This window comes from Proteiniphilum propionicum, assembly GCF_022267555.1.
Classification (GTDB): Bacteria; Bacteroidota; Bacteroidia; order Bacteroidales; family Dysgonomonadaceae; genus Proteiniphilum; species Proteiniphilum propionicum.
This window is the reverse complement of the sequence record NZ_CP073586.1, coordinates 587,152-608,918: the sequence shown is the minus strand read 5'-3', so window position 1 is coordinate 608,918 and position 21,767 is coordinate 587,152. Positions and strand designations below refer to the sequence as shown.

Here is a 21,767-nt window from a genome sequence, read left to right as displayed (position 1 = left end):
TGTCTACAAGTTAAAGTATTCTTTATATCTGCAGTATAAGTTACCCGCCTGAGTGTAGGCAGACTGTGGACTCATGAAGTGAGAGAACTCAAAGGTAATGGCCTTGTCGTATCCGCAACGTTGAGCTGCCTCCAGCTTCATGCGCAATTTATCGAATTTTATAGGCAGGAACTTGATGGGCATATCGCGGTCGAAAGTCTCGGCATTTGTCCAACATTTCATACCATATTTATCGGCCAGCTTCTTGTTCACAGTGAAAAAAGCATCCAGTTCATCATAATCGATATGTCCATCCTGGAATGCAACAGCATCAACTACTTCGTGGATTCCCGCGAAAATCTCATCCCATTCCTTTTCGTGCTGCTGAACGGATACGGCTTCGTTTTTGGATAGGGAAATTCCGCTTGCTGCCACAGCTTTTTTCCCATCTATCCAAGGTGAAATAAATGTGGGTAATCCGCCAGATACATCTTTACACTGCTTACCCATTGCATAAAATGCTCCGATAGCTCCCTTGGTGGCGCGGCTTATCTCCCCACTCACATACCAGCCCCCAAAACTCTTAAATTTTTCGCCATAATTTTCCCACACCTCATCAATTACGTATTTGTTGTCTTCTATCTCGTGCGACATGTCGCCAGTAGCCCAGTAATGGCCAGAATCATACAATCCAAAGTAAAATTTCATATCATACTTCTCTGCGAGTCTCAAATACATATCCAGCAGGTCAACAGAAGGCATATAACATCCTTTGCCAAGCAGATATTGTGAAGGGTAAGTAATGAATTTCTTGTAACCCGAACGAATCATGATTACCGTATCAATACCTATTGCCTTCATGTGTTGGAAATCAAGATCCCATTCCGCTTCACCCCAGTTCTGGTGAGGAATATCATGAGAAATTTCATCTAAAAACGTACCTGTAATTTTGATTCCGTTGTTTCTCGGGACAATAAGTTCGCTTTTCAGTTCACTGTCCTTATATATATTTGAACCATTATCCTGCATAATATTTTTTTTGCTGTTGCTACAACTCGGCAACAATGGAATAGCAGCTGCTGATGCGCTGGCAAGAGCTGCTTTTTTAATAAAATCTCTTCTGTTGTTCAGCATAGTTGTCTGTATTATATGTTATTTGTTTTCTATACAGTATATTGCTCCAAAAAGTTTTTCTGCCATTCGTGCGAAGCCTGTATCGGTAAGATGTACACCATCAACGGTTGCTTCGCCATTATTACCTATCAGGTCATCACCTGTCAGGTAGTATATGTTTTTATCTCCACTGCGTTTAATCTTTTCGTATTCTTCTTTTAACAGTCTGTTCTTTTCCGTGATTGTTTCATAGGTCTTTCTATCGTAAAATGAATGAGGAAAAATGATTGTTTCAACGAAAAGGATCGGGGTGTTTGGATTGGTTTTACGCAATATGTTGAAAAAAGTCATTGTTTTTTCAGTCAGCTGTTTAGCGTTCACATTGGGAATAAAGTCTAGTATAAACATCGATGCATCCCGGCGAGTTGCCATTAATTCAGCAATCTCATAATCGAGCTGACCGTTTCCGCTGAATCCCAAGTTAATCACCTCCCTGTTTAATTTGCGGGTAAGGATGTTGGTATACGACATTCCCGGCCTTGAAGCACATCCTCCCTGAGTGATGCTGGTTCCGTAAACCAGAATGGGATGAGTTGTGTCGGGGTAGGGCAGTGCCGGATTTTTAATATAGGCGGTGGAGTCTATGCCTATTGAGAGAGAAATAATTCCGTCATAAAGAGGAAGAAACATTATATATTCCCGTTCCTGCGCCGTCATATTCGAGATAATGACCCGTTCGTTTGTCTTCCCTGTAGGAAGGCCTGCTTTCACAGGTTGCCAGTGATTTTTTTCCCAAGCATAGAGATCGATCCCCTTGATACCTGTATCGGTCATATGGTTCATATGGTTATCTCCCGCCACTTCCCATCTCGTAGAGATGGCACTGCTGTTTGTCCTGAAACGTAACGCTAGGCCGGAACTGTTTTTTCCCAAATTCCATAACGGAGCGCGGCACCTCTCTTTAAGGTAGGCCGGGAGTCGTTCGTATCGTGTCTCGGTTTCTTCCGATATTTTTCCTATAAGCTGAAACTGATCTGCCTCATAATATACCGTTTGCGCATGTATTTGCGATGTGACTAAATAGAGGATACATGCTAAAAACAAATTTACTTTTGTCATCTGGTTATTTTTATTATTTACATTATTGTCAGATGGATTTTTTGGCCCGTTCTTTAATTGTGCCGGATTCCTTCCTCATGTGTGGTTATGCCTGACGATTTAAAAAACGATCTTCTTGAAAGCTTATTGCTCTTTTTTTTGCTTATTTTTATCAAGTTGCGAATATTGTTTTTATATTTCTTCTTCTATTTCAATAATGAGTCCCCTCCGATAAGTCTTTTTTGCTGAAAATCCAACAAAGAATGCTATCGATTTCCAGCGAGTTGTGACCTTCTGAAATCGGGTTTTGGGGTTTTCGGAGCAGACTCAATAATCAACTGTTTTAAACGGACTTCTCGCACCTGACTGATTAAAAGAACGGAATAATTATCAGGCTATACGGCTATTAAGTCAAATTTAACAAAACCTTTGTTATTTGGGAAACATTGGGAATAATTCCCTGATCTCCCGATCGTCGACACTACGGCCAAATTCGCAGATTTCAAATGCTTCGATTGTTTTTACTTCTTTTGCCTTGCTCCCATACCATTTTTCAACAACAGGTCTGTCTTTTTCCTTTATCTCTCCCCGCTTCAGCACATATTCTTTCAGGATATATTCAATTTTCTCTTCTTGTGTGTCTGGAATGATCTTGTTGCTCCGGTTAATCCAGGGCAACCATTCATATATTTGGGATGCATGAGCATCAATGATATATGCTTTCTCTCTTACCACCGGTGTGATATCTACTACGATATCGGGGTTGGGCTTTTGACGATCAGCATAACGCCCTCTCGTATAAAGAAATAAAGGACTCTCGGTTAATGCCGGGACTTCTGGTAATATTTTAGGGACATTAACCAAAAATGCGGCATCTTGTACCAGTAAAGAGGTGTTCCGGTGATCAGGATGATAGTCATACGAAGGATGAGTGATCACAATGTCGGCTTTCCACTCCCGTATCAGTCGTATCACCTCCATGCGGTTTTTTAAATTTGCTTCCAGTTCCCCATCTTCATTATTGAGTATCTCGTATTCACAGTTCATTCGCTTCTTTACTTCCTGAGTTTCATTGTATCTGCGGATAGCTATCTCGTTTTTCGTGCCTTCATGATGTCCCTTATTGCCATTTGTAAGAGAGACAAGTTTAACTTTATATCCTGAGCGTGATAAAAGGATGCCGGTACCGCCCGTTGTCAATTCTGCATCATCGGGATGGGCACAGATTACAATTACTCTTTTCTCTTTGTTTTTCATACCTTCTGCATTCATGTTCATTGCGATTAGTCCTAAAATCAGAATCAATATTAAATGGCTTGTTTTTTTCATCTCCTGTATGTTGTTAATAATGTTTATAAAAGCTGCCTTACGGGTCAAGGCCATTCAGTTTCCACACCCTGCTTATGTAACATTTGTTGAAAATCCGTCAAAAGCTCCCGCTGTTCCCTTACAGCTCTGAAAGGCACCTCCTTCTTTTTTGCGAAAGCAATCAGTTGGCCTACCGCTTCTCCAATGCTCCACTCCACAGGGTGCAACCGGTAACAGCCGTTGGTGATATGAGTGGTGCCGATGTTTTTGTTGGCCGGGAGCAGGTTGTTCATACGTATGGGTAGCAGTGCGCCGAGTGGTATTTGGAAAGGAAGCGACGGAATGTCGATATAATTGATGCCACCTGTAGAGGGATGCAGGTCGATGGCATAAAAACCGATGCCCACACTGTCGAAAAATTCTGCGGAACGCATCCCTTTAATATCGCCGGCAACCAAACGTCTGTTTTCGGCTCCCACGTGTTCTTCCAGAACTGTGAATTCGGCACGGATGCGTCTTGATTCCCGGATGTAGGGATATTTTGCCATCCCGTCATGGGTGCCCATGATATCCCCTCGCAGCCTTAGGCCGTGCCATCCTTTACCGCCATCGGGTCTGGGCACCTCGGTTTGCAACCAGTAGAAGAGTGCGTGGCTCAACTGTTTTGCCTTTTCAACATTTTCTTTGAATGTTTTTTCCGGCACATCCAGCAGGTTACCCAAAAGAAAATCGTTTTGTGGCCAGTTGACAATGGTGATATCTCCATCATATGTGCCTTCAACAAAGTTTTGTCGGTTTATGATGCGACGGTAGTTCCATAAGTTGAAGAGACCTTCCGGGTTTTTCCCCGATGGGTCGAAGCCCACTTTCTGAGGTTGCAGCGTACGTGGATTAGAGTAGGATAAATCGAGCAACCTTCCCGACCAGGGAGGAGTCAATTCAGGAACATATTTTCTCCAGAAATCATACTCCTTTGGAGGATCCTGTACATTGTCTCTTCCGGGTTGATAATCCATTGCAAAGCAGACGGTAAATGCCTGGTTGTTCATCGGATCAGCCTTTTCGGGTGCATGCAGTTCTTTAGTGTCATGTTTCGATTCTGTACCTGTAATATATTCCGTATTTGTCAATGGGAGCAGATCTCCACATTCAGTTGCATCAACGAAAGAATCACCCGTTAATATAGTCCGGTCACCTTTTTCCATGCTCTTTACTGCTACACTTATTACCTGGTCACCGTAGACTTCGCTGCTCCATACCTTATGGTTAAGGAGAATCCGCAATTTTCCGGTACTAAGAAACGGCGAAAGCATATCTGTCAAGACGGACACGGCAACTCTTGGCTCATGACATATCCTGGATACGCTCCCATCACCCGGATTGAGATTTACCCGGCCGCGGGCCGCTTCCGTAAGCGGATAATTCTGACGGTAGTAGTTGCGTACCTTATTTCTGAACTCTCGATACGATTGCGGTGCGCCGTGGGTCTCGATCCACTGGTGTTCGTCGGGAGGGACTCCCTGCTGGGACACTTGCCCACCAATCCAGTCGGTCTCTTCGGTCATGATCACACTCAGTCCATTGCGGCAACAGGCAAGAGCGGCAGCACACCCCCCCATTCCTCCACCCAGGATGATGACATCTGCGTGTAGTTCACGTGATCTGGAATTAATGGACTTTTTTATATGTTTCTTGGAGGGTATAAAAGTATTATTACCCTTTAATGCTGCAGAACCTCCCAATAAAGTAGCGTACGTAATAAAACTTCTTCTATCCATCTTAATTCTCTTTATTTATTGTTTTTTAATTCTGAAATGTCTATATCAATATATTGCTACCATATTTGTAATGGTCCGTTGTTTACCATCGCTGGGAATTATTGTTTCCTTCCCATTTATTAACATGCATGATGAGCCTCCGCCATCCAGATTGATTGCCTCTGTACAGCCTAATTCCAATAAAATATCTGCTACATTCTTTAATGTCATGCCCGGTGTATTAGGCGTTTTATTTCGTCCTTCGCATACGAAGAGTACAACGTATCCGTTCGGGTGATATCCGACTGCCGAGCGGGGATGATTGTAATTGGGACCTACACCACTCGCCTCATCGAACAGTTCGTTTTCCCATAAATTCTTGTACTCTCCCTCTTTTATTAATAGGGGGCCGGCACTAATGGCTTCTTTAGGTTGCCATTTCACAGCACCTTCAGGAAAAATTGCTGAAGGTATGGGCATAGGCTTTTCACCTGATTTATTGGGAGAAGGAGAAGGATAGGCATATAAAATGTTATTCGAATGATATACCCACTGAGAAGTGAATGTACCATCGCTCTCCATCCCGAATGCACCTGTGGTGGGATAATAATTTGTGTCTACCCCGTTATATTTCCTTGTTGTAACCGTTTCTATTTTCGACACTGTCTCCCCGTTCTTTATGATCAGTCCCAATGAAGTTCCCGACCAGAAAAATCCGCCGTTAAGAACCACTTTGGGAAAAGAGTTAGCTTCATAGAACTGTGTAGGGGTATGATACCCTTTTTTTTCCCCCAGGATTTTAAATTTTGCTTTTCCTTCGCTCACATCAGCTACAGCGATGTATGCCTGTACCAATTTTCCGGAAATATCTTTTTTATATTTATATATGGACAGATATTCCGGAAGGTTGCCAAAATTATCTTTTTTTTCCCAATTGTTAGAAGAAATTACAAAAGGAATTGATTTATAACGCAGATTAACAATGAAAGTTGTAACTTCTCCGTTTCTTTTAACTGAGATTTCAGTTTTATTGGTTAGATCGTATATGGCGGTTGCCGTTTGAGGAGCGACCATCTCAACATTATTCGCTAACGTCAGTCTTATCTCCACTTGCGAAAAGTCTTGCCCACTTTCAAACAGCAAGTCTATCGTTTTCCTGAAGTTGTCAATTTTTACATCAAGAGCTTTGTGTGAAAGTACCTCAAGTTTGGTAATGTACCTGAAGTCAAATTCGTTTTCTTTGTTTTTGTCTGAACAGTTAAGCAACAGCAAAGAGAGAATGGCAATGCGAAAAAATATATGTCTCATTTTCTGTATTTATTAAAATTATATTTTATTTTTTCAAAAAATGGTTTTTCATCAAACCTTCATATAAGGAAACAGATTCGGGAACTCCAGCGAAAACAGGACTTTCCGCTTTATTCATCAACCCGATGTACTGATAGATGAATATTTTCTCTACATACGGCGATATGGCTTTCACTTGTTCAATAACTCTTTTTGCCGGAGCAGGAAGTAAAGCACTTTGATATACTTTTCCTTCAAATCTGAACACTTCTACATCTGCCCACAGTTTCGATCTGGCTGCTTTTTTATGGAGGTTATGTAAGTTTTCGAAAAAGGCGGCGCTTTCTTCTACGTTTGTTTTTTCCACTCCTATTTCATCCTGATAGGCAATATAGTCTACATTGAGTTGTTCTAGTTGGCGTACATATTTTTCATCGGGAGTTACATTTCGTGTTCCGTATGGCGCAATAAGTGTTTTTGCGTGGGGAATTAACTTGACCGCTTCTTGTGAAGAAACATTCACATAGTTGATAAAAAAATCATCGTAATGTCCTCTAATGCCTGTTTCGTTAGGATAATACCAACCGTAGAAACTTTTGTGGTGGGAGTATTTTTCAGCAATTTCGTTCATGGCTTGTAACCGGAGTTTTTCCACTTGCTTATCCTGCATAAGAAAAGCCGATTTAGTCCAATCGCCATAGAACCCGTTACTCACGAAAAACTTAATATTGTATTTATCCGCAGCCGAAAGGACCGTTTCCAACGGATCTTCACATTCCAGTTGGTGTTTAGGCAGAAGTTTTGAAGGATAAAACGTTTTGTCGCGTATAGCCGTATTCAACAGCACCAGATACCGGATTCCGGTGTCGGCGATTTCTTTTATTTTTTTATCCCATTGTTCTGCTGTAAATGCGGCTAAAGCAGGATTCCAATATTTGCCTTCTATCAGGCTGTGGTGTTGAAACTCAAACCACGAACCTTCAATGGCTTTTATAGAAGGATGTCTTAAAATTGTTGCCTGTAATTCTGACGACAAACATCCCAAAGCAAATGTTGTTCCTAACGATTTTAAAAATTGTCTTCTTGTACTCATATCCTTGTTGATCTCATTTTTTAATGATTTTCAAACGGCTATTCCTATTAATATGGATTAAACATAACAATTATTACTTAATATAATTACATGATTAGAACAAGATTAGAACTATTTCTTATTCATGAACTAAATTAAAATACGATAAAATCCATTTATTCAATTTTTCGATTTGTTCAGGATATATTTTATGTTCTCCTTGGGGGATTGTAAAAACTTCCTTGGGAGCTTTAATTCCGTTATATGCAGCATAGATTGCAGTAGGGGGAGTAGTTTGATCATTGAATCCCCATGAGTAAAATCCGGGAACTTTCACTTTCTCGGCGAAATTAACTACGTCATAATAAGGTAATACGTTTTTATATACTTTTTCTTTTTGGAGTTTCCCTATATTGGCGCTGCTATTATAAAAATCGGGCCAAGCCCCTGGTCTTCCATGGAGATACCCTGTAAAATCACACATTCCCGGGCAGAAGGCTGCTAATCGTTTCACTCTACGTTCCAGCGAAGCGGTGATGATAGAGAGTGCGCCACCCTGGCTGGAACCCCAAACGGCAAGCCTTTCCTTATCAAACTCCGGAAGAGAATAGATGAATTCCACGGCTTTAACACATCCGGCAATTACCCGATTGTAATAAAAATCATTGCGATTTTCGATTCCAATATATTGATATTCTTTTAAGGCAGATTTACTCAGTTCGTTATAGAAATTTTCTTCTAAAGTAACCGGATAATCGTGGATATAAACGCTTAAAGTAATAATTCCCTGTTGCGCCATTTCCATTTCGGGTCTTGATGGATATACCCCTGCACCTGGAAATCTGATTAGTGCAGGAAGTTTTTCATTCTTTTTGGGCAGACATAGGACACCGTAAAAATGACCATCTTTTTTACTTATCTGATATTTTACCTGAAATACATCTATTGAATCATTTGAGTATTCCGGAATAAGTGCCAGTTCACTGTTGAGCGGTTTCGTTAATACTTCTTTTATTTTTGTTTGCCAGAATTTGTCAAAATCGGCAGGACGAGGGGTGGTCGATTTAATACGATCCGGTTCTATCGCTGCTGTTGCTGTTTGGTATGTTTTTTCACCTTCCGACGAAAGAATAACTTTACATCTTAGAAAACCAGAGGTTATTTCCGTATCTCCATATATTTTATACGTTCCTGGAATTGAAGGTAAAGAGCCTTTTATACGGGGAGGCATTTTTTCGGGTCCAATCTCATAGAACAATTTGTCGTTTTCTGAAATATTGGAGAGAGTGATCAGAAAAAATACGCTGTCTTGTTTTTTGTAGATCCCTTCTTCGAGATTTGACCGCACATCAATTTTTGGATGTTCTCCTTTTTTTTGTCCGTAAATTACGGTTAAAAAGCCCGATAAAACCAGGAAAAAGAGAGTTGTTTTTTTATTCATTTATTTTTAGGATTGTTGGATTTTAGGGTTGTTTTGTATTTCTTCCCAAATGCGTCTGTAACGATAATTTCTATTGTTGAACCTTTCGACGCAGGAGTGGCTCTGAACATATGTTCGTTTATGATGGGCGAAATCCATTTGAATTCCAATTTGTCTTTATCGGCACACATTTTTACCACTTCGGGGTCAATGCCTTGGAATCGGGTCATTTCGCCCCTGTTTTGACCGTTTTCCGTCCATTCTATTTTCCAGTTTTTATCCCAATTCCAGACGTTTACGGTTACATCGCCGGGAAAATTGGTGTTTTCTCCTACGGCGTAAGCGCGCATTTGATACTCTTGCGGATGACCGGCGCTTTTAAAGTACCATTGTACGTTGTCGCCGTTTATTTCATATACTCCGTATCCGAGAGGTGTTCCGTCCAAGCAATAATCGCCTTGCCACCATGTGCCGCAAATAGCGGCAGTGTTGTGTTCGTAGAGATTGGGCGCATGGATAATGTTTTTATTGTAGTGCATGTGTCCGGTAAGAATGTGCGCGTTATACGGTTCGAGGATTTTAAATAAAGCGGAAGCGTTTATGGTTTGTCCGCCCATGTTTTCGTTGGAGTACGAGAACGGTTGTGGCGTTTCGGAAAGTTGTGCGGGAATATGCATGGCAACGAAAACGGTAGAACCTTTGGGTACATGGGATAGATCCTGCTCCAACCATTGGAACATTTTTTCGGTAATGTAACCAATGTAGAAATAGTCGCGTCCAATGTAAAAAACATTATCAAGGACTATATAATGTACTTTCCCGCGATTGAAAGAATAGTAAGCGGGACCGAAAACGCTGTTATAGGTATGGGTAGATGTTTCATCGGAACGACCGCCATAATTCTCATCGTGGTTACCCAATACACGATAAAAAGGTATACCAGTTTTGTTCAGTTCCCCAATATAGCGGGAGTAGAGTTGAGGCCTGTCGCCCACAAGGTCGCCGCAGTCGATACCGAACACATCGTGTTGCTTATTAGAGTTTATTGTCTGTTTGCAATCCTCCACAATCTTCGTATATGATGCGAAGTTTTCCTCTTTGAAGAATTGCGGGTCAGAATGAACCAGAAGGGTATGACGATGGTCGTTTTTGGGGTTTTTCTTTATTGTGAAATGAAAAGTTTGACTTTTTTCACTGTTGATCCTTTGATAAAATTGAGGTATTCCTAAACTATCTTGCGTAAGATACCCCGACGGAGTAGTAATGTATACAAATTCAGCATTCCTATCGGGTGAGGGCATAGAGAACAATCCATCTTTATCGGTCAGTACGCAGGTTTGCCCGTCTGTAACCACCACGTTAGCTACTCCTTTTTCCCCACAGGTTACCTTCCCTTTTACCGGGTAAGACGTTTGTGCTTCTGTACGTGTTGGAAGGCATACGCAAAGTAAGGCGGCAAACAATATTGAATTTAAAGATTTTTTTTGCATGTATTTTTAATTTTTATCTTTGGATAGTGCCTTGTCGATTCCTTTTTTAATGGCACCCCTCTGGTCATACATGATCAGATAAATCATATCGAAGAACATCAGTCCGTCTCCTTTTGTCAAACAGATATAAACCGCCTCTTCCGCATCTTGCGGTTTGTTTTCGAAATTCAACACCCGTAAAGGCTTCCATAATCTTTTTCATCGAGAAAAAATACCGGAAGAGGAGCATAATGTTTCCTCTTCCAGTAATGTGAAACCAATTTATTCTAGATTAACATTCCAAACGATCACTCCGGAGTTGGTGCATAAGAAGGCTACCGTACATGAATTTCCATCAGGAGCCACACGTATCGTCACGTCACCAGTCACATTTCCGTTCTTTCCGTATGAACTATCCAACGGAAAGTAAAGCCAATCGTTCCACTTTCTGGTATGAATCAGATTCACAATGCTCTTAACAGAAGAGGGGTCTTTCATCATGGGCCTTACCTGAAAGATCTCTCTCATCCAATAATAATAATCTTGTTCGATAAGAAAGATATATTTTGCCCCATTCATGTTTACATAATCGAATGAATGGCCAACCCCGCTATCTTCATTAGTGAGCCATTGGTGAAAGACATTTTGTATATGATGCTCAGAGGCATATATCGGCTTATTGGTTGTGCCGTCCATATAGGTAATCGCTACTTTCCCTATTCCGTTATCGTATCTGGGAATAAAGTAATTGGCGTTTTTACCGAATTCTACGGGAACGATGGTGGGTTGCATTCCCATCTGGTATCCCGGATCATATTCAATTTTATCGGGTTGTTCGGAAACAACCTGCCCGTTTTGAATTTCCCAGCGTAAAAACATGTTTTGAAAGGAGACTCCCATATACAGGAACGCATGTTTGGAGATATCTCCCCTGACATATATTTTCCTCCCTACGTCAATATTCCCGGGTTTATCGATATCCACATCATAAGAGAATAATAATTTGGGCTTTGCCGTAACGCCTTCCCACCAGAACATATGAATGGTGTTGGTGCCGCCTGCGGGCATCCAGCGAGTCATATAGAAATTAGAAGCGACGATATTGCCTGCATCATCGCCGGCCATATATAACGGTACCGTACGGGTGAGTGTGTTCCAATCGATACCTTCGAATGACAGAGTGCCTGCTTTGGTACCATCTTGGAGGTTGTAATAATCGAATTTGGTCCGTTCATGGACTACCAGATAATTGCCGCTGAAAGCAATTGCCCCGTTGTTGTTTGATACGAAATTGAGCTCCGCTGCTGTTTTCTTCCATAACTCTTTCACGTCAATTGCTGTGGGAACCACTCTCAATTGAACCGTGTAGGTTTGCTTTGCCCCATCAGCTCCGATTACGTCAAAACTTACCGGTTTGGAGAAATCCATATATTCTCCAAGCGGTACTGATGACTCAACTGTCGCGTTGTTGGGGATGCTTACCGACATGCGTATTTTGGCAAGATCTGTTTTCAAACTTCCGTCTACCTCCAGTTTAATGATATTATTTTCATCGGGGGTAACCGCGAAGTCGGTATTGGAGCCATCGGGCAACATGATACGGATGCCGGTCACTTCGTTTCCGGGCGTTGGGACAAGTACATCTGCGCTTTCACATGAGAACATCAGGAGTAACCCTAAAATCCCCGCTATTTTATATAAATTCTTCATTGTATTTTTCATTTTAATTACCATTTATCAATTTGTGTACACAGTGGGTTGTTCTGAATTTCATTCAATGGAATGGGAAATTGATAATACCGTTCCTCGAAAAAACGATCTTTTCCATCGCAATCTACTATCTCATAGTTGAATGTGTCGTCTGCATTTTTGGTGATTTTCATACCGTGCATCCGTTTTTTCCCTAATACTTCAAGTGCAATTCTCCAGCGTCTCAAGTCCCAATAGCGTTGTCCTTCGAATGCCAACTCTATCTTACGTTCTTCTCTGATTATTTGTCGAAGGTTTGCCTGGTTGGTTTCGGTTACATTAGGTAGTTTAGCTCTTTGACGCACTTTATTCAACGGAACCAGCGCTTCAACGGATTTTCCGGCTTCATTTAACGCTTCGGCCTGATTGAGCAATACTTCGGCATACCTGACTTCCGACCAGGCAGTTATGCCTTTTTGTGCCATATTGTCGCTCTTTTCGTTTATCATCTTACGAATATAATACCCTGTAGTCGTTGTATTCGGATGATTGTCTATTCCAAATTCTTTGAATCCGTCTGTACCTCCTACAAAAGTTTCAATGGTGCGTCCTTTCCATGGAGCTCCGTTGTATAAAATTGAAGCATAGAAACGCGCTTCCCTGTTCTTGTAAGGATCGGCTTTATGTTCAGGGTTCTCCCAGTCGAACTTACTGCCGTCTGCCATATAATAAGAATCCACCATTTCTTGCGTGGGTACCGCCAGACATTTCACATCAGTATTTTTAGGTGGAAAATCGCCTTTTGGGCTATAAAGCTTATCAAATAATATCGAATGGGTGAGTTGTCCGTGGAACCTGTATCCCAATACTGTTTCTTTACACAGGTCGGTTTGTTTGAAGACATCGGCATAATCGGGAAGCAGGCCATAGAGTGTCCCTTCTTTGTCAACTACTTTTTGAGCTGCTTCTGCAGCTTTATCCCATCGTTTGGCATAGAGCATTGCTCTTGACTTGAACCCATATACGGCTCCTTTGGTCAGGCGCCCGAAATTGTTTTTGTCCCATTCATCGGGCAGATTTTCGGCGGCAAAATCCAAATCTTTTTCAATAAAATCCCAACATTCATTCTCCGGGCTTCTTGCCTTGAGTGCCTCATTGGGCCCGTCGATATAGTCACGGATGACGATGCTCCCGTGGTTCCTGACAAGCATGAAGTGAAGATAAGCCCTGAAAAAACGGGCTTGAGCCTGCATCAGCTTCACCACATCTTTATCATATTTTGCATATGTCTCCAATCCGTACAGGAATTCATTGATGCGACGAATACGGTTATATTCATATTGATAATCGCTTAAAATATTACCCGAGGGGCTGATATTGCCGGAATAGACCACTTTGTTTACATCGCCTCCATTTCCCCCCATTACATTTGTGCTGTAGCGAAGGATATCGGAGAATCCGTCATGAAGGCTCACATCCGCATATTTTTGACCATACGGGCCATATTCATAAATGGGTTTATAAAAACCATTAATATATAAATAGGTGTTTTCTACAGACTTCCAGGCATCCATTTCACTATATTTAGCACGAGGCTCCGGATCTAAGAAGTCAGAGCATCCGATTAATATAAAAACGGCGGAAATAATTCCTGTTATAGCTTTTACTTTTTTCATTTTCTTATTCGTTAAAAAGTTAGATTAATACCAAACTCATAAGTTCGTTGTTGCGGATAATATCCGTTTGTAATCTCAGGTGTCTCAGGGTCTATATTGTATTTTGTTAATTTTGACCATGTAAATAGATTCCCTCCGGTCAGCATAAAGCGGATATTATTAATACCTATATTGCGGATGAAGTCATTTTTTAAATTATATGCCAACTGAGCGTTCTTCAATCTCAAATAACTGCCGTCGCGTATCCACCAATCTGATGCCCATCCGTTGCAGTTACCTTTTTCGGCTGCTATAGTTGACAACCGGGTAAATTCAGAATTCGTATTTTCTGGCGTCCAGCTGTTTTCAATCAGGAAGTATGGTGAGTTTCCGTTTCCATGGAAAGGGCGTGTAAAAATTGTGGCGTCCACATGCCCATTTCCATACACACCGCTAAGGAATACATCGGTAATGGCAGCTCCCTGGAAGAAAACAGATAAGTCGAAGTTTCTCCATGTAGCACCCAGGCTTAGTCCGTAAAACAATTCCGGCAGGTTGCTATTTCCTATGAATGTGTAATCTTGCGCTTTGTCTATTTTGCCATCTTTATTTAAATCTACATAGCGAATATCTCCGGGACGGATTTGATCTTTGCTTAAATGAGCCAAAGTAGGGCTATCGATGATTGCTTCATCGGACTGATACAATCCATCGGTAATGAAGCCCATTTTTTCTCCCATTTTGCGCCCGGTACGTTTTTGATAATCTGGGACATTGGGACTTTCATTCATCCTTAAAACTTTATTTCGCGACCAGCCAATATTTCCTCTTACATTGTATTGAAAATCGGCCACTTTGTTTTGATGGGTTAGTACTACCTCAAAACCTTTGTTACTCACTTTCCCGCCGTTAATGGTGCTGGGGTGGTTTCCTCCCAACGACCAGGGATAGGTGCCCAAACTTGGAATCAAAATATCATTGGTTAATTTGTAAAAGCAGTCAAATTCCATCCCGAATATGCCACGGCTCAGCATGAAATCAAATCCAACATTGTAAGTAGCAGTTTTTTCCCAGGTGATTTCTCTGTTTACGTTACCTGCTGTATATATAGAGATATATTCTTTGTCTCCAATATAAAGAGTGGGAGGATTTGGGTTCATTAAGTTCAGGTATTGGAAGTCGCCAATACGGTCGTTACCCAACAGCCCGGTTGATGCCCTCAGTTTAAAGTTCTCGATTTTATCCTTATACCTTGCGAAAAACGGTTCTTCAGATATTCTCCAACCGAAAGAAGCGGCGGGAAAGAAACCCCATCTATTTTCAGATGGGAAACGTACAGACCCATCGTAACGGGCAACTAATTCCGCTAAATATTTGTTGTCATAGTTATAGTTTATGCGCCCCACGTAACCGGCGCGGTTAAATTTATAACTTCCCCCGCCTATAGCATCTCCTTTTTTGCCGTTTAATATATCTTTCCCAAAATTAAGTTCATGTAATGTTTTCAGGTCAAACCCCTGAACGGTTGCCGCTAAATTTTCAGATTCGTAAGATGATTGCTCATATAAGAGTAATGCTGAAATGTTGTGTTTGTCGAAAGTCTTATTATAGCTGATGGATGGTTGTACTGTAAGTCGTTGAGCTTGTGAACTACTATTTCTCAGGACAGACTCTTTAGGTTCACCATGATTGGACTCCACGATTTCATATTCTTCTGTCTTTGCATTGTAGCTGTTCATAAGGAATTGTTCCCTCCACGATTTAGCTGTGGTATAATCTTTGTCGTAAGAGGTTTTAAGTTTTACAGTTAGCCCATTTATAAAAGGCACATCCCACGATAAAGTGAGTGAAGATATCAGTATGTTCATTATGGAATTACTGTATCCGGTCAGGCTGTTAAACGCCATGGGATTGAATTTTGCCGATTCATCAATGTTGGCCGCCACAGGCAGGCCGCCGTATTCTGTTGGAGTAATAGGCATCATGCGTTGCGCCAGGTTGATGGGGTTATTCCAAGACTGATTCGATACCGAATAATAGCCTGATTTCCGATCTTCCTGTCTAGCACCCAGGTCAAGCCCTAATTTGAAATTATTATTTAAGTTCACATCAATATTTGAACGCAGGTTATATCGCTTAAATGCAAACTTATCTACAATACCTCCCTGATCGAAATATCCCAGTGAGATGAAGTATTTTGCTGTTTCGTTACCTCCGTTCACAGAAATATTATGATGAGTTGAAGAGGCGCCGTCTTTCATTAATTCGTCAAACCAATTGGTATTTGCGTATTTGCCTTCAGGATCTCCATTCAATACTTTATTATATACCTCTTCGGAAAAGAGCGGCTCCAATCCGTCCATTTCCCTCGCTTTATTATAGTATTTAATGAAGTCGGGACCATTTAAAAATTTAGGATAATTAGTGTTCTGGTTATATGAAACTTTTCCGGTATAAGTAATTTGCGGTTTTTGCAGGCTTCCTCTTTTCGTTTTTACTAAAATCACTCCTCCTGCTCCCTGCATTCCATATACTGCTGCGGCAGAAGCATCTTTCAAAATAGTAATGCTTTCAATTTCGTTCGGATCTAGATTGGTAAATGAACGTTGCACGTCGTCCACAATGATCATAGGGGCAGCATCACCCAAGGTCGAGACACCGCGGATAAGCAACCTGGAACCGTCAGATCCGGGTTGTCCTGACTTCTGTGTCGCTACTAACCCCGGGAGTTTTCCGACTAAAGCGTTTGTCAGGTTACCGGATGGTGCACTTATAATATCCTTGGCTTCTACTTGCGCTAAAGAACCAGTTACATGCATCTTTTTTTGTGTTCCATAACCAACCACAACAACCTCTTCCAGAAGCTCTGTATCTTCCAGTAGTTTTATATTCAGAAAGTTTCTGCCGTTAAGAGGAACTTCCTGGGTTTTGAATCCAACATAAGAAAATTCAACTACTGCCTTTGAATCATTAACTGTAAGTTGAAATTCACCCTTTCCGTCAGTAACCGTACCTTGACGGGTACCTTTAACCATTACGTTCACACCAATCAGGCTCTCGCCTTTTGAATCTTCCACGGTACCTCTGACTATATTTTGCGCGTACGTGTTCGTACTGCAGATCAGAAGTATGAATAAGCTCAAAACGGATAACGTTTTTTTACATTTCTTCTGAAGAAGTAATTTTTTCATCCTTTTCATAAAATTCATCTTGTTTTTAATTTAACAATCAATTTGTTTTTCTTTTTGTATGATAATTATCCTGAATTTGTTGTCTTTTATTATAAATTTTTCATTCTTGAGATTGCTATGGTATAACTGCATTCTTTTCCCGGTTGTGTCTCCTTTTTTTGGTGCCAGTACTGTCTTTACCCAGCACTTTTTGTATTGAAAGATGTTTGGCCACGCTTTGTTCTGTTACAAAACGCATAAATATGAGGTAAAAGAGATAGTGAAAATGTTGTTTTGTCATAATGTTTAGTCTTTCACTGTAGTTGTTATTGAAAATGCTCGTTATACCTTTCCTGTAATCCAGTTGTTTCCGATACTTTTTCTTTGGTTACATGATATCCCTTTTTAAAAGTTAAAGGGTTTTATCCGATAATTTTTGTAGTTGTTGGCCGATCCAGTCGAGGCGATGGAAATATTTTTTTCAAATATTTCTTTTCTCTTGTAGGATTCATCTCTGTGTTTTTTTATTATTTTGTTATGATTTTAACAAGCCTTTTATGTAGTTCCATATCGCTCTGCTCTTTTGATTGTGATAGCCGGTAAAAGGCATCGCCTCCCTGATAGTAAGCAACTTTTAACGAGTCGAAAGCACCGTTCCGTTCAAAAACATCCAAATAATCCCTCAGGCGATAACCCCAGTCTTTGTTGTTCTTCAGTGCTCTATCATCGAATTCGACCTCCAGGTTCATTTGGAATTTTTGAGCTCTGTTGCAGGCTTCCTGCAGTCTTTCGTATGGCGTATTTTCGTTGAAGAAATAGTTGGGCTGATAATATACTACATTGAAACCCAGATTTTTCCACTCTGAATATCCGTCGGAGTTGAAGTAGGGTATCCAATAAAAATCATATTTCTTGCTGTAGATATAGCTTGCCACATCCCTAGCAAGATCTCTGCTGTTTGTGGCTTCCTCTGCCAGCCAGTAGAATCCGACAAGCTCTACATTCTCAAAATTTGCATTTTGAAAAAGCTTCTCGGCATAGTTGATATACCATTTACATGCATCCAGCCTGTCCTTTTTATTTGAAAAAAGGAGAGAACGTCCATCCAGCATGCCCCAGTCAACTTGTCCGGGGATAGGCTCGGGTAGGCTTAACACAACTTTTCTTTTTGTGAATTCCTCGTTGCTGCCTTCTTTTCGTATACTTCCGATCTGTTTATTCAATGCATGAATAGCATTGCCATCTCTGAAATAATTGTGAAGGAGATTTTCCCATTCAATTTTTCTTGCAGGCAGCTTTTCATAACCGGAAGCAAAACCCCGTCCCTGTCCGTCCTTAATTTCCAGAAATAAAAAGCCGTCGAATAGCCAGTTTGCCTCTCCGTTTACCTCGGAGGAGACATAGGGTGCAAAATGCTCCGAGTCCCACCGGATACTACGGTGCACACCGCCGTCGTAAATTAGGACAAGATGCTTCGGAACTTCGTTATAATGCGTTAACTCAAGAGGAGGACGTTTTTCTTTAAAGATCAGTTCTTCTTCGTGGCTGATTCTGTCCCCGCTCGAACATACTGCCAGGGTTGATAGAGCCATAACCAGCAGCATTGAGGCAGTAGATATTCCCTTAATTTTTGTCATCGCTTAATAATATTTTTTTATCGGTTATCCAGAACATTCCGGGCAAAATCAAACGAGTTGTTTATTCTTGAGGTATTGATGCTTTCCATTATTTTCCAGCATTGGTACAGTCCTCTTGGGACGTGGAAACACCCTTTCCATTTTCCGCCTTTCAGGTCCAGCAGCACCTCTCCCTGTCTGTTCAGGTATCCCCACCATTCCGGGGACCGTGGATCCTTAAAGTGGCTCCATGTGTAATCGTGTACCTTGGCGAACCAGTCAAGGCACTCTCCCGAACCGGTCAGTTGGTATCCCTTCAGCAGAGAAATCAAAGTCTCCACATGTACCCACCACAGTTTCTGATCCCACTCCAGCTGCTGTGTAGGAAATCCTTTACGGTCCATAAAATAGAATATACCCCCATGTTCTTTATCCCATCCGTATTCGACTGTTTTAAGGGTTGTCTCAACTGCTTTTTCGATAAGTTCCGGTCTGTTCATCCTTTTACCCAGGTCCATGATAAACCACATAGCCTCGATGGCATGTCCCGGGTTCATCAGTCGCCCGTCGAAAGTATCGGAAAGTGATCCATCCTCGTTGACATTTTCCACGATCAAACCGTCCAGTTCGTGTCGTAAAAACACCTCCATCACCTCGTGAATGCACTCATCTATGGTTTTTTTCAGGAACTCATTGTCTAACAGGTGCTCAATCTCGAGTGAAAGGTTGCAGAGTATCATCGGCAGTGAGAACGATTTCAAGTTTCGCGTTCCGGGAAATGCTTTGTTCCATTTCCCTTTTGGATTGCTTCTTTTTGAAAGTATTATATCGAATGTTTTTTTTGCGATCTCTGCATACTCTTCGTTTCCCGTTGCCTTGCTCAGTTGCCCGAAAGCCATTGCAGCAAAGGTGTAAGAGAAAATGTTATATGGTTCAATGATGGGTTTCCCTTCACGGGTGAGGGAGAAATACCAGTTCAGGTTGCCGTCGTGACCGAATTTTCTCAAGAACTCTCCGCCCTGAATGGCGCAATCAAGCCACTCCCTTCGTTTTTCCACACTGTTGTATAGCATTGAGAACATCCATACCTGTCGCCCCTGCAGCCATATGAACTTATCGGTATCATATACGTTTCCCTGCCGGTCCAGGCACGAGAAATATCCGCCATAGTCCTTGTCCTGGGAGTGGTTAAGCCAGAAAGGAATCACATTTTCAAGTAATTCATCCCTGTATTGAATAGAAAGGGTGTTAAAATCAATCATTTTGTTTTTATTAATATTCATTGAAGAGTGTAATGATATCCATTATGGAATAATACATATTTTAATATCAATACAAAGGAAATAAAAAATATTTAATTAACCTAGTACTTGATAAGAAATAAATTAATAAAATAAGAGGCTTGTAGGTATCAATATTAGTAATAGATATGCTTTAACTTTTGGATATTATTTTATGTTTAGTATTTCCTTTATTTGTTGATAGAATCCAACAGTTCAGGTCAATAATCCGGTTTTAGTTTATGTAGTTTCCCTTTATATCTACTTCTTTCTCAAACGGATTTAAAATTTGGTCAATCAGCATTGCTGCTTCTACGCTGGCAAGCTGGTTTTGTACAACGAATTCGGGGAACCAGAATCTGGAATATATCTCTTTTATTCTCATTGTTAACTCTTTTTTAATAGAAGTTTTCCCATTTTCTTTATTTCGTTTTTTTTACGGGATTTTTTTCACCTTTTTGTTCGGTTGGATTACATTGAAACGGTGATCATCTGCATATCATATAATAAAAATAGCCTTGTTATCTATTTTAAGAGTATATTCTGGAAATCTCGAAAAACAGATAATGGCTGTGCCGTTTTATTTTAACAACTACCACAATCGGTAATATTGTTTAGCAAATACCTTATAATTCAACTTTCGCAAGCATCAGTTATTAGGTCTTGTGCACTGACAACGAGATATTCAGCTGCTTTGCGGGGACACATCCCGCGTAGACTGGCGTTAAAAGAAAAGCTGTTTGAAGCGAAGCAAGTTCTTTTCTTTTGGCAAGCAAGCGGCAGATGGGTCGCAAAAGCAGCGGGAGTCGAGAGTTAGTGCTAAACATAAAATCTTGCGAAACTTAAATTTATAATATCTCTTCGGCTATTTCATTAAAATAATCAATCGATTCTTTTATCTCGGGCAGGTTATTTTCCCAGTTAGCCTCGTACTCTATGGTGAAGTATCCCATGAAATTTTGTCGTTTGAGCTCCTCCATCATTGCTTTCACGTTCAGGATTCCGGTTCCCCAGACAACATCTTCAAGCGTGCCCTCTGCACCTTGTGGGGCTATATCTTTGAAATGCATGGCAACAAGCCTCCCCTGCAGTTCCCGTAAAGCAGGTACCGGCTCAATCCCCATTCGCTTGAAGTGGCCAACATCGGCGCTCGATCCCAGCAATCCATCCCTTTGCCCGATGTACTCCAGCAGTATTTCCGGCTTCCAGTATGAAGCCTCGTTTGGATGGTTGTGGCAGGCTACCTTTATCCCCTGCTTTTTTGCCAGGCTCTCCACTATATCCCAGTCCTCACGCGCCGGCTCGGCACTGATAAACTCCATCTCCATGCCTTTTGCGAACTCGAACACCTTTTCCCATTCGTCGCGTGCGGGTGTCCATACCCCCGAAGATACAATTTTCACCCCTTTCTCCTTTGCCAGCTCTTTCAGCCGGTTTTGCTCAACGGTTGTCAGGTTATAACCGAAAACGGCGTCCCCGAAGCCCTCTCCCATCTTTTGCCCGGGATAGATCTCAATATAATGCAATCCCAGTTCTTTCGTCTTGTCGAGTGATTCCGTTACCGAAAACAGATGAAAGGTATAGGATTGCATTGATAGTTTCCATCCCTGTTTTTCGGCTTTTGTTTCGGGTTGCGCTTTTGTTTTCATTGAACCGGTGCAGGCCAGCAGCCCGCAAGTGAAAAGAAGAAACAGTAGTCTATTGATTTTCATGTGATTATTTTATTTTTCTTTTATGATGTATGTAGCTCGCATGTTATCATGTTCTTGAGTGGAAACGATTCACATGCCCGTTTCATACGATTATTTTTATTTTCAAAGTAAAACAGGGGGCCGGGTTTTCAGCCCCCTCCCC

General features: G+C 41.2%; 17 protein-coding genes. All 17 read right to left on the bottom strand.

Features of this window, described 5'->3' with window-relative positions; genetic code table 11:
* Positions 1-3 precede the first annotated feature (3 nt).
* Positions 4-1,113: a DUF4434 domain-containing protein gene (locus KDN43_RS02255; protein ID WP_238868077.1), complete on the bottom strand. Its 1,110-nt coding sequence runs from the start codon at positions 1,111-1,113 to the stop codon at positions 4-6.
* Between the two features lie 18 nt (positions 1,114-1,131).
* Positions 1,132-2,211 (bottom strand): SGNH/GDSL hydrolase family protein, encoded by a 1,080-nt coding sequence (locus KDN43_RS02250; RefSeq protein WP_238868076.1) that lies wholly within the window; start codon positions 2,209-2,211, stop codon positions 1,132-1,134.
* A gap of 411 nt (positions 2,212-2,622) precedes the next feature.
* Positions 2,623-3,519, bottom strand: a complete 897-nt coding sequence (locus KDN43_RS02245; RefSeq protein WP_238868075.1) for a PIG-L deacetylase family protein — start codon at positions 3,517-3,519, stop codon at positions 2,623-2,625.
* Positions 3,520-3,563: 44 nt separating this feature from the next.
* On the bottom strand, positions 3,564-5,276 hold the full coding sequence (locus KDN43_RS02240; protein WP_238868074.1) for an FAD-dependent oxidoreductase: 1,713 nt from the start codon (positions 5,274-5,276) through the stop codon (positions 3,564-3,566).
* Positions 5,277-5,321: 45 nt separating this feature from the next.
* Positions 5,322-6,563: a phosphodiester glycosidase family protein gene (locus KDN43_RS02235; RefSeq protein ID WP_238868073.1), complete on the bottom strand. Its 1,242-nt coding sequence runs from the start codon at positions 6,561-6,563 to the stop codon at positions 5,322-5,324.
* Between the two features lie 25 nt (positions 6,564-6,588).
* Positions 6,589-7,635, bottom strand: a complete 1,047-nt coding sequence (locus tag KDN43_RS02230; RefSeq protein WP_238868072.1) for a DUF4434 domain-containing protein — start codon at positions 7,633-7,635, stop codon at positions 6,589-6,591.
* A gap of 118 nt (positions 7,636-7,753) precedes the next feature.
* On the bottom strand, positions 7,754-9,055 hold the full coding sequence (locus KDN43_RS02225) for an acetylxylan esterase (protein ID WP_238868071.1): 1,302 nt from the start codon (positions 9,053-9,055) through the stop codon (positions 7,754-7,756).
* Positions 9,052-10,524 (bottom strand): calcineurin-like phosphoesterase C-terminal domain-containing protein, encoded by a 1,473-nt coding sequence (locus KDN43_RS02220; protein WP_238868070.1) that lies wholly within the window; start codon positions 10,522-10,524, stop codon positions 9,052-9,054. The genes KDN43_RS02225 and KDN43_RS02220 overlap by 4 nt, the downstream gene beginning before the upstream one ends.
* A 6-nt stretch (positions 10,525-10,530) precedes the next feature.
* Positions 10,531-10,698, bottom strand: a complete 168-nt coding sequence (locus KDN43_RS02215; RefSeq protein WP_238868069.1) for an alpha-amylase family protein — start codon at positions 10,696-10,698, stop codon at positions 10,531-10,533.
* Between the two features lie 87 nt (positions 10,699-10,785).
* Entirely contained in the window at positions 10,786-12,213 is a 1,428-nt protein-coding gene (locus KDN43_RS02210; RefSeq protein ID WP_238868068.1) for a DUF5018 domain-containing protein, read from the bottom strand.
* A 17-nt stretch (positions 12,214-12,230) separates the two neighbouring features.
* On the bottom strand, positions 12,231-13,868 hold the full coding sequence (locus KDN43_RS02205) for a RagB/SusD family nutrient uptake outer membrane protein (protein WP_238868067.1): 1,638 nt from the start codon (positions 13,866-13,868) through the stop codon (positions 12,231-12,233).
* Positions 13,869-13,879: 11 nt separating this feature from the next.
* On the bottom strand, positions 13,880-16,990 hold the full coding sequence (locus KDN43_RS02200) for a SusC/RagA family TonB-linked outer membrane protein (protein ID WP_238868066.1): 3,111 nt from the start codon (positions 16,988-16,990) through the stop codon (positions 13,880-13,882).
* 163 nt (positions 16,991-17,153) lie between these two features.
* On the bottom strand, positions 17,154-17,318 hold the full coding sequence (locus KDN43_RS02195; protein ID WP_238868065.1) for a hypothetical protein: 165 nt from the start codon (positions 17,316-17,318) through the stop codon (positions 17,154-17,156).
* 226 nt (positions 17,319-17,544) lie between these two features.
* Positions 17,545-18,654 (bottom strand): DUF4855 domain-containing protein, encoded by a 1,110-nt coding sequence (locus tag KDN43_RS02190; RefSeq protein WP_238868064.1) that lies wholly within the window; start codon positions 18,652-18,654, stop codon positions 17,545-17,547.
* A gap of 17 nt (positions 18,655-18,671) precedes the next feature.
* The gene (locus KDN43_RS02185) at positions 18,672-19,895 is read right to left on the bottom strand and encodes an AGE family epimerase/isomerase (protein ID WP_238868063.1); all 1,224 of its coding nucleotides are present in this window, start codon (positions 19,893-19,895) and stop codon (positions 18,672-18,674) included.
* 253 nt (positions 19,896-20,148) lie between these two features.
* Entirely contained in the window at positions 20,149-20,298 is a 150-nt protein-coding gene (locus KDN43_RS02180; protein ID WP_238868062.1) for a hypothetical protein, read from the bottom strand.
* 463 nt (positions 20,299-20,761) lie between these two features.
* Positions 20,762-21,625 (bottom strand): sugar phosphate isomerase/epimerase family protein, encoded by an 864-nt coding sequence (locus tag KDN43_RS02175; protein WP_238868061.1) that lies wholly within the window; start codon positions 21,623-21,625, stop codon positions 20,762-20,764.
* Positions 21,626-21,767: the final 142 nt, after the last annotated feature.

Excerpts from the sequence above, each read along its gene's own strand:
- KDN43_RS02225 (WP_238868071.1), bottom strand. The coding sequence starts at position 9,055 with ATGAATAAAAAAACAACTCTCTTTTTCCTGGTTTTATCGGGCTTTTTA.
- KDN43_RS02235 (WP_238868073.1), bottom strand. The coding sequence starts at position 6,563 with ATGAGACATATATTTTTTCGCATTGCCATTCTCTCTTTGCTGTTGCTT.
- KDN43_RS02230 (WP_238868072.1), bottom strand. The coding sequence starts at position 7,635 with ATGAGTACAAGAAGACAATTTTTAAAATCGTTAGGAACAACATTTGCT.
- KDN43_RS02190 (WP_238868064.1), bottom strand. The coding sequence starts at position 18,654 with ATGACAAAAATTAAGGGAATATCTACTGCCTCAATGCTGCTGGTTATG.
- KDN43_RS02255 (WP_238868077.1), bottom strand. The coding sequence starts at position 1,113 with ATGCTGAACAACAGAAGAGATTTTATTAAAAAAGCAGCTCTTGCCAGC.
- KDN43_RS02175 (WP_238868061.1), bottom strand. The coding sequence starts at position 21,625 with ATGAAAATCAATAGACTACTGTTTCTTCTTTTCACTTGCGGGCTGCTG.
- KDN43_RS02210 (WP_238868068.1), bottom strand. The coding sequence starts at position 12,213 with ATGAAGAATTTATATAAAATAGCGGGGATTTTAGGGTTACTCCTGATG.
- KDN43_RS02195 (WP_238868065.1), bottom strand. The coding sequence starts at position 17,318 with ATGACAAAACAACATTTTCACTATCTCTTTTACCTCATATTTATGCGT.
- KDN43_RS02185 (WP_238868063.1), bottom strand. The coding sequence starts at position 19,895 with ATGATTGATTTTAACACCCTTTCTATTCAATACAGGGATGAATTACTT.
- KDN43_RS02250 (WP_238868076.1), bottom strand. The coding sequence starts at position 2,211 with ATGACAAAAGTAAATTTGTTTTTAGCATGTATCCTCTATTTAGTCACA.
- KDN43_RS02180 (WP_238868062.1), bottom strand. The coding sequence starts at position 20,298 with ATGAGAATAAAAGAGATATATTCCAGATTCTGGTTCCCCGAATTCGTT.
- KDN43_RS02245 (WP_238868075.1), bottom strand. The coding sequence starts at position 3,519 with ATGAAAAAAACAAGCCATTTAATATTGATTCTGATTTTAGGACTAATC.
- KDN43_RS02205 (WP_238868067.1), bottom strand. The coding sequence starts at position 13,868 with ATGAAAAAAGTAAAAGCTATAACAGGAATTATTTCCGCCGTTTTTATA.
- KDN43_RS02240 (WP_238868074.1), bottom strand. The coding sequence starts at position 5,276 with ATGGATAGAAGAAGTTTTATTACGTACGCTACTTTATTGGGAGGTTCT.
- KDN43_RS02220 (WP_238868070.1), bottom strand. The coding sequence starts at position 10,524 with ATGCAAAAAAAATCTTTAAATTCAATATTGTTTGCCGCCTTACTTTGC.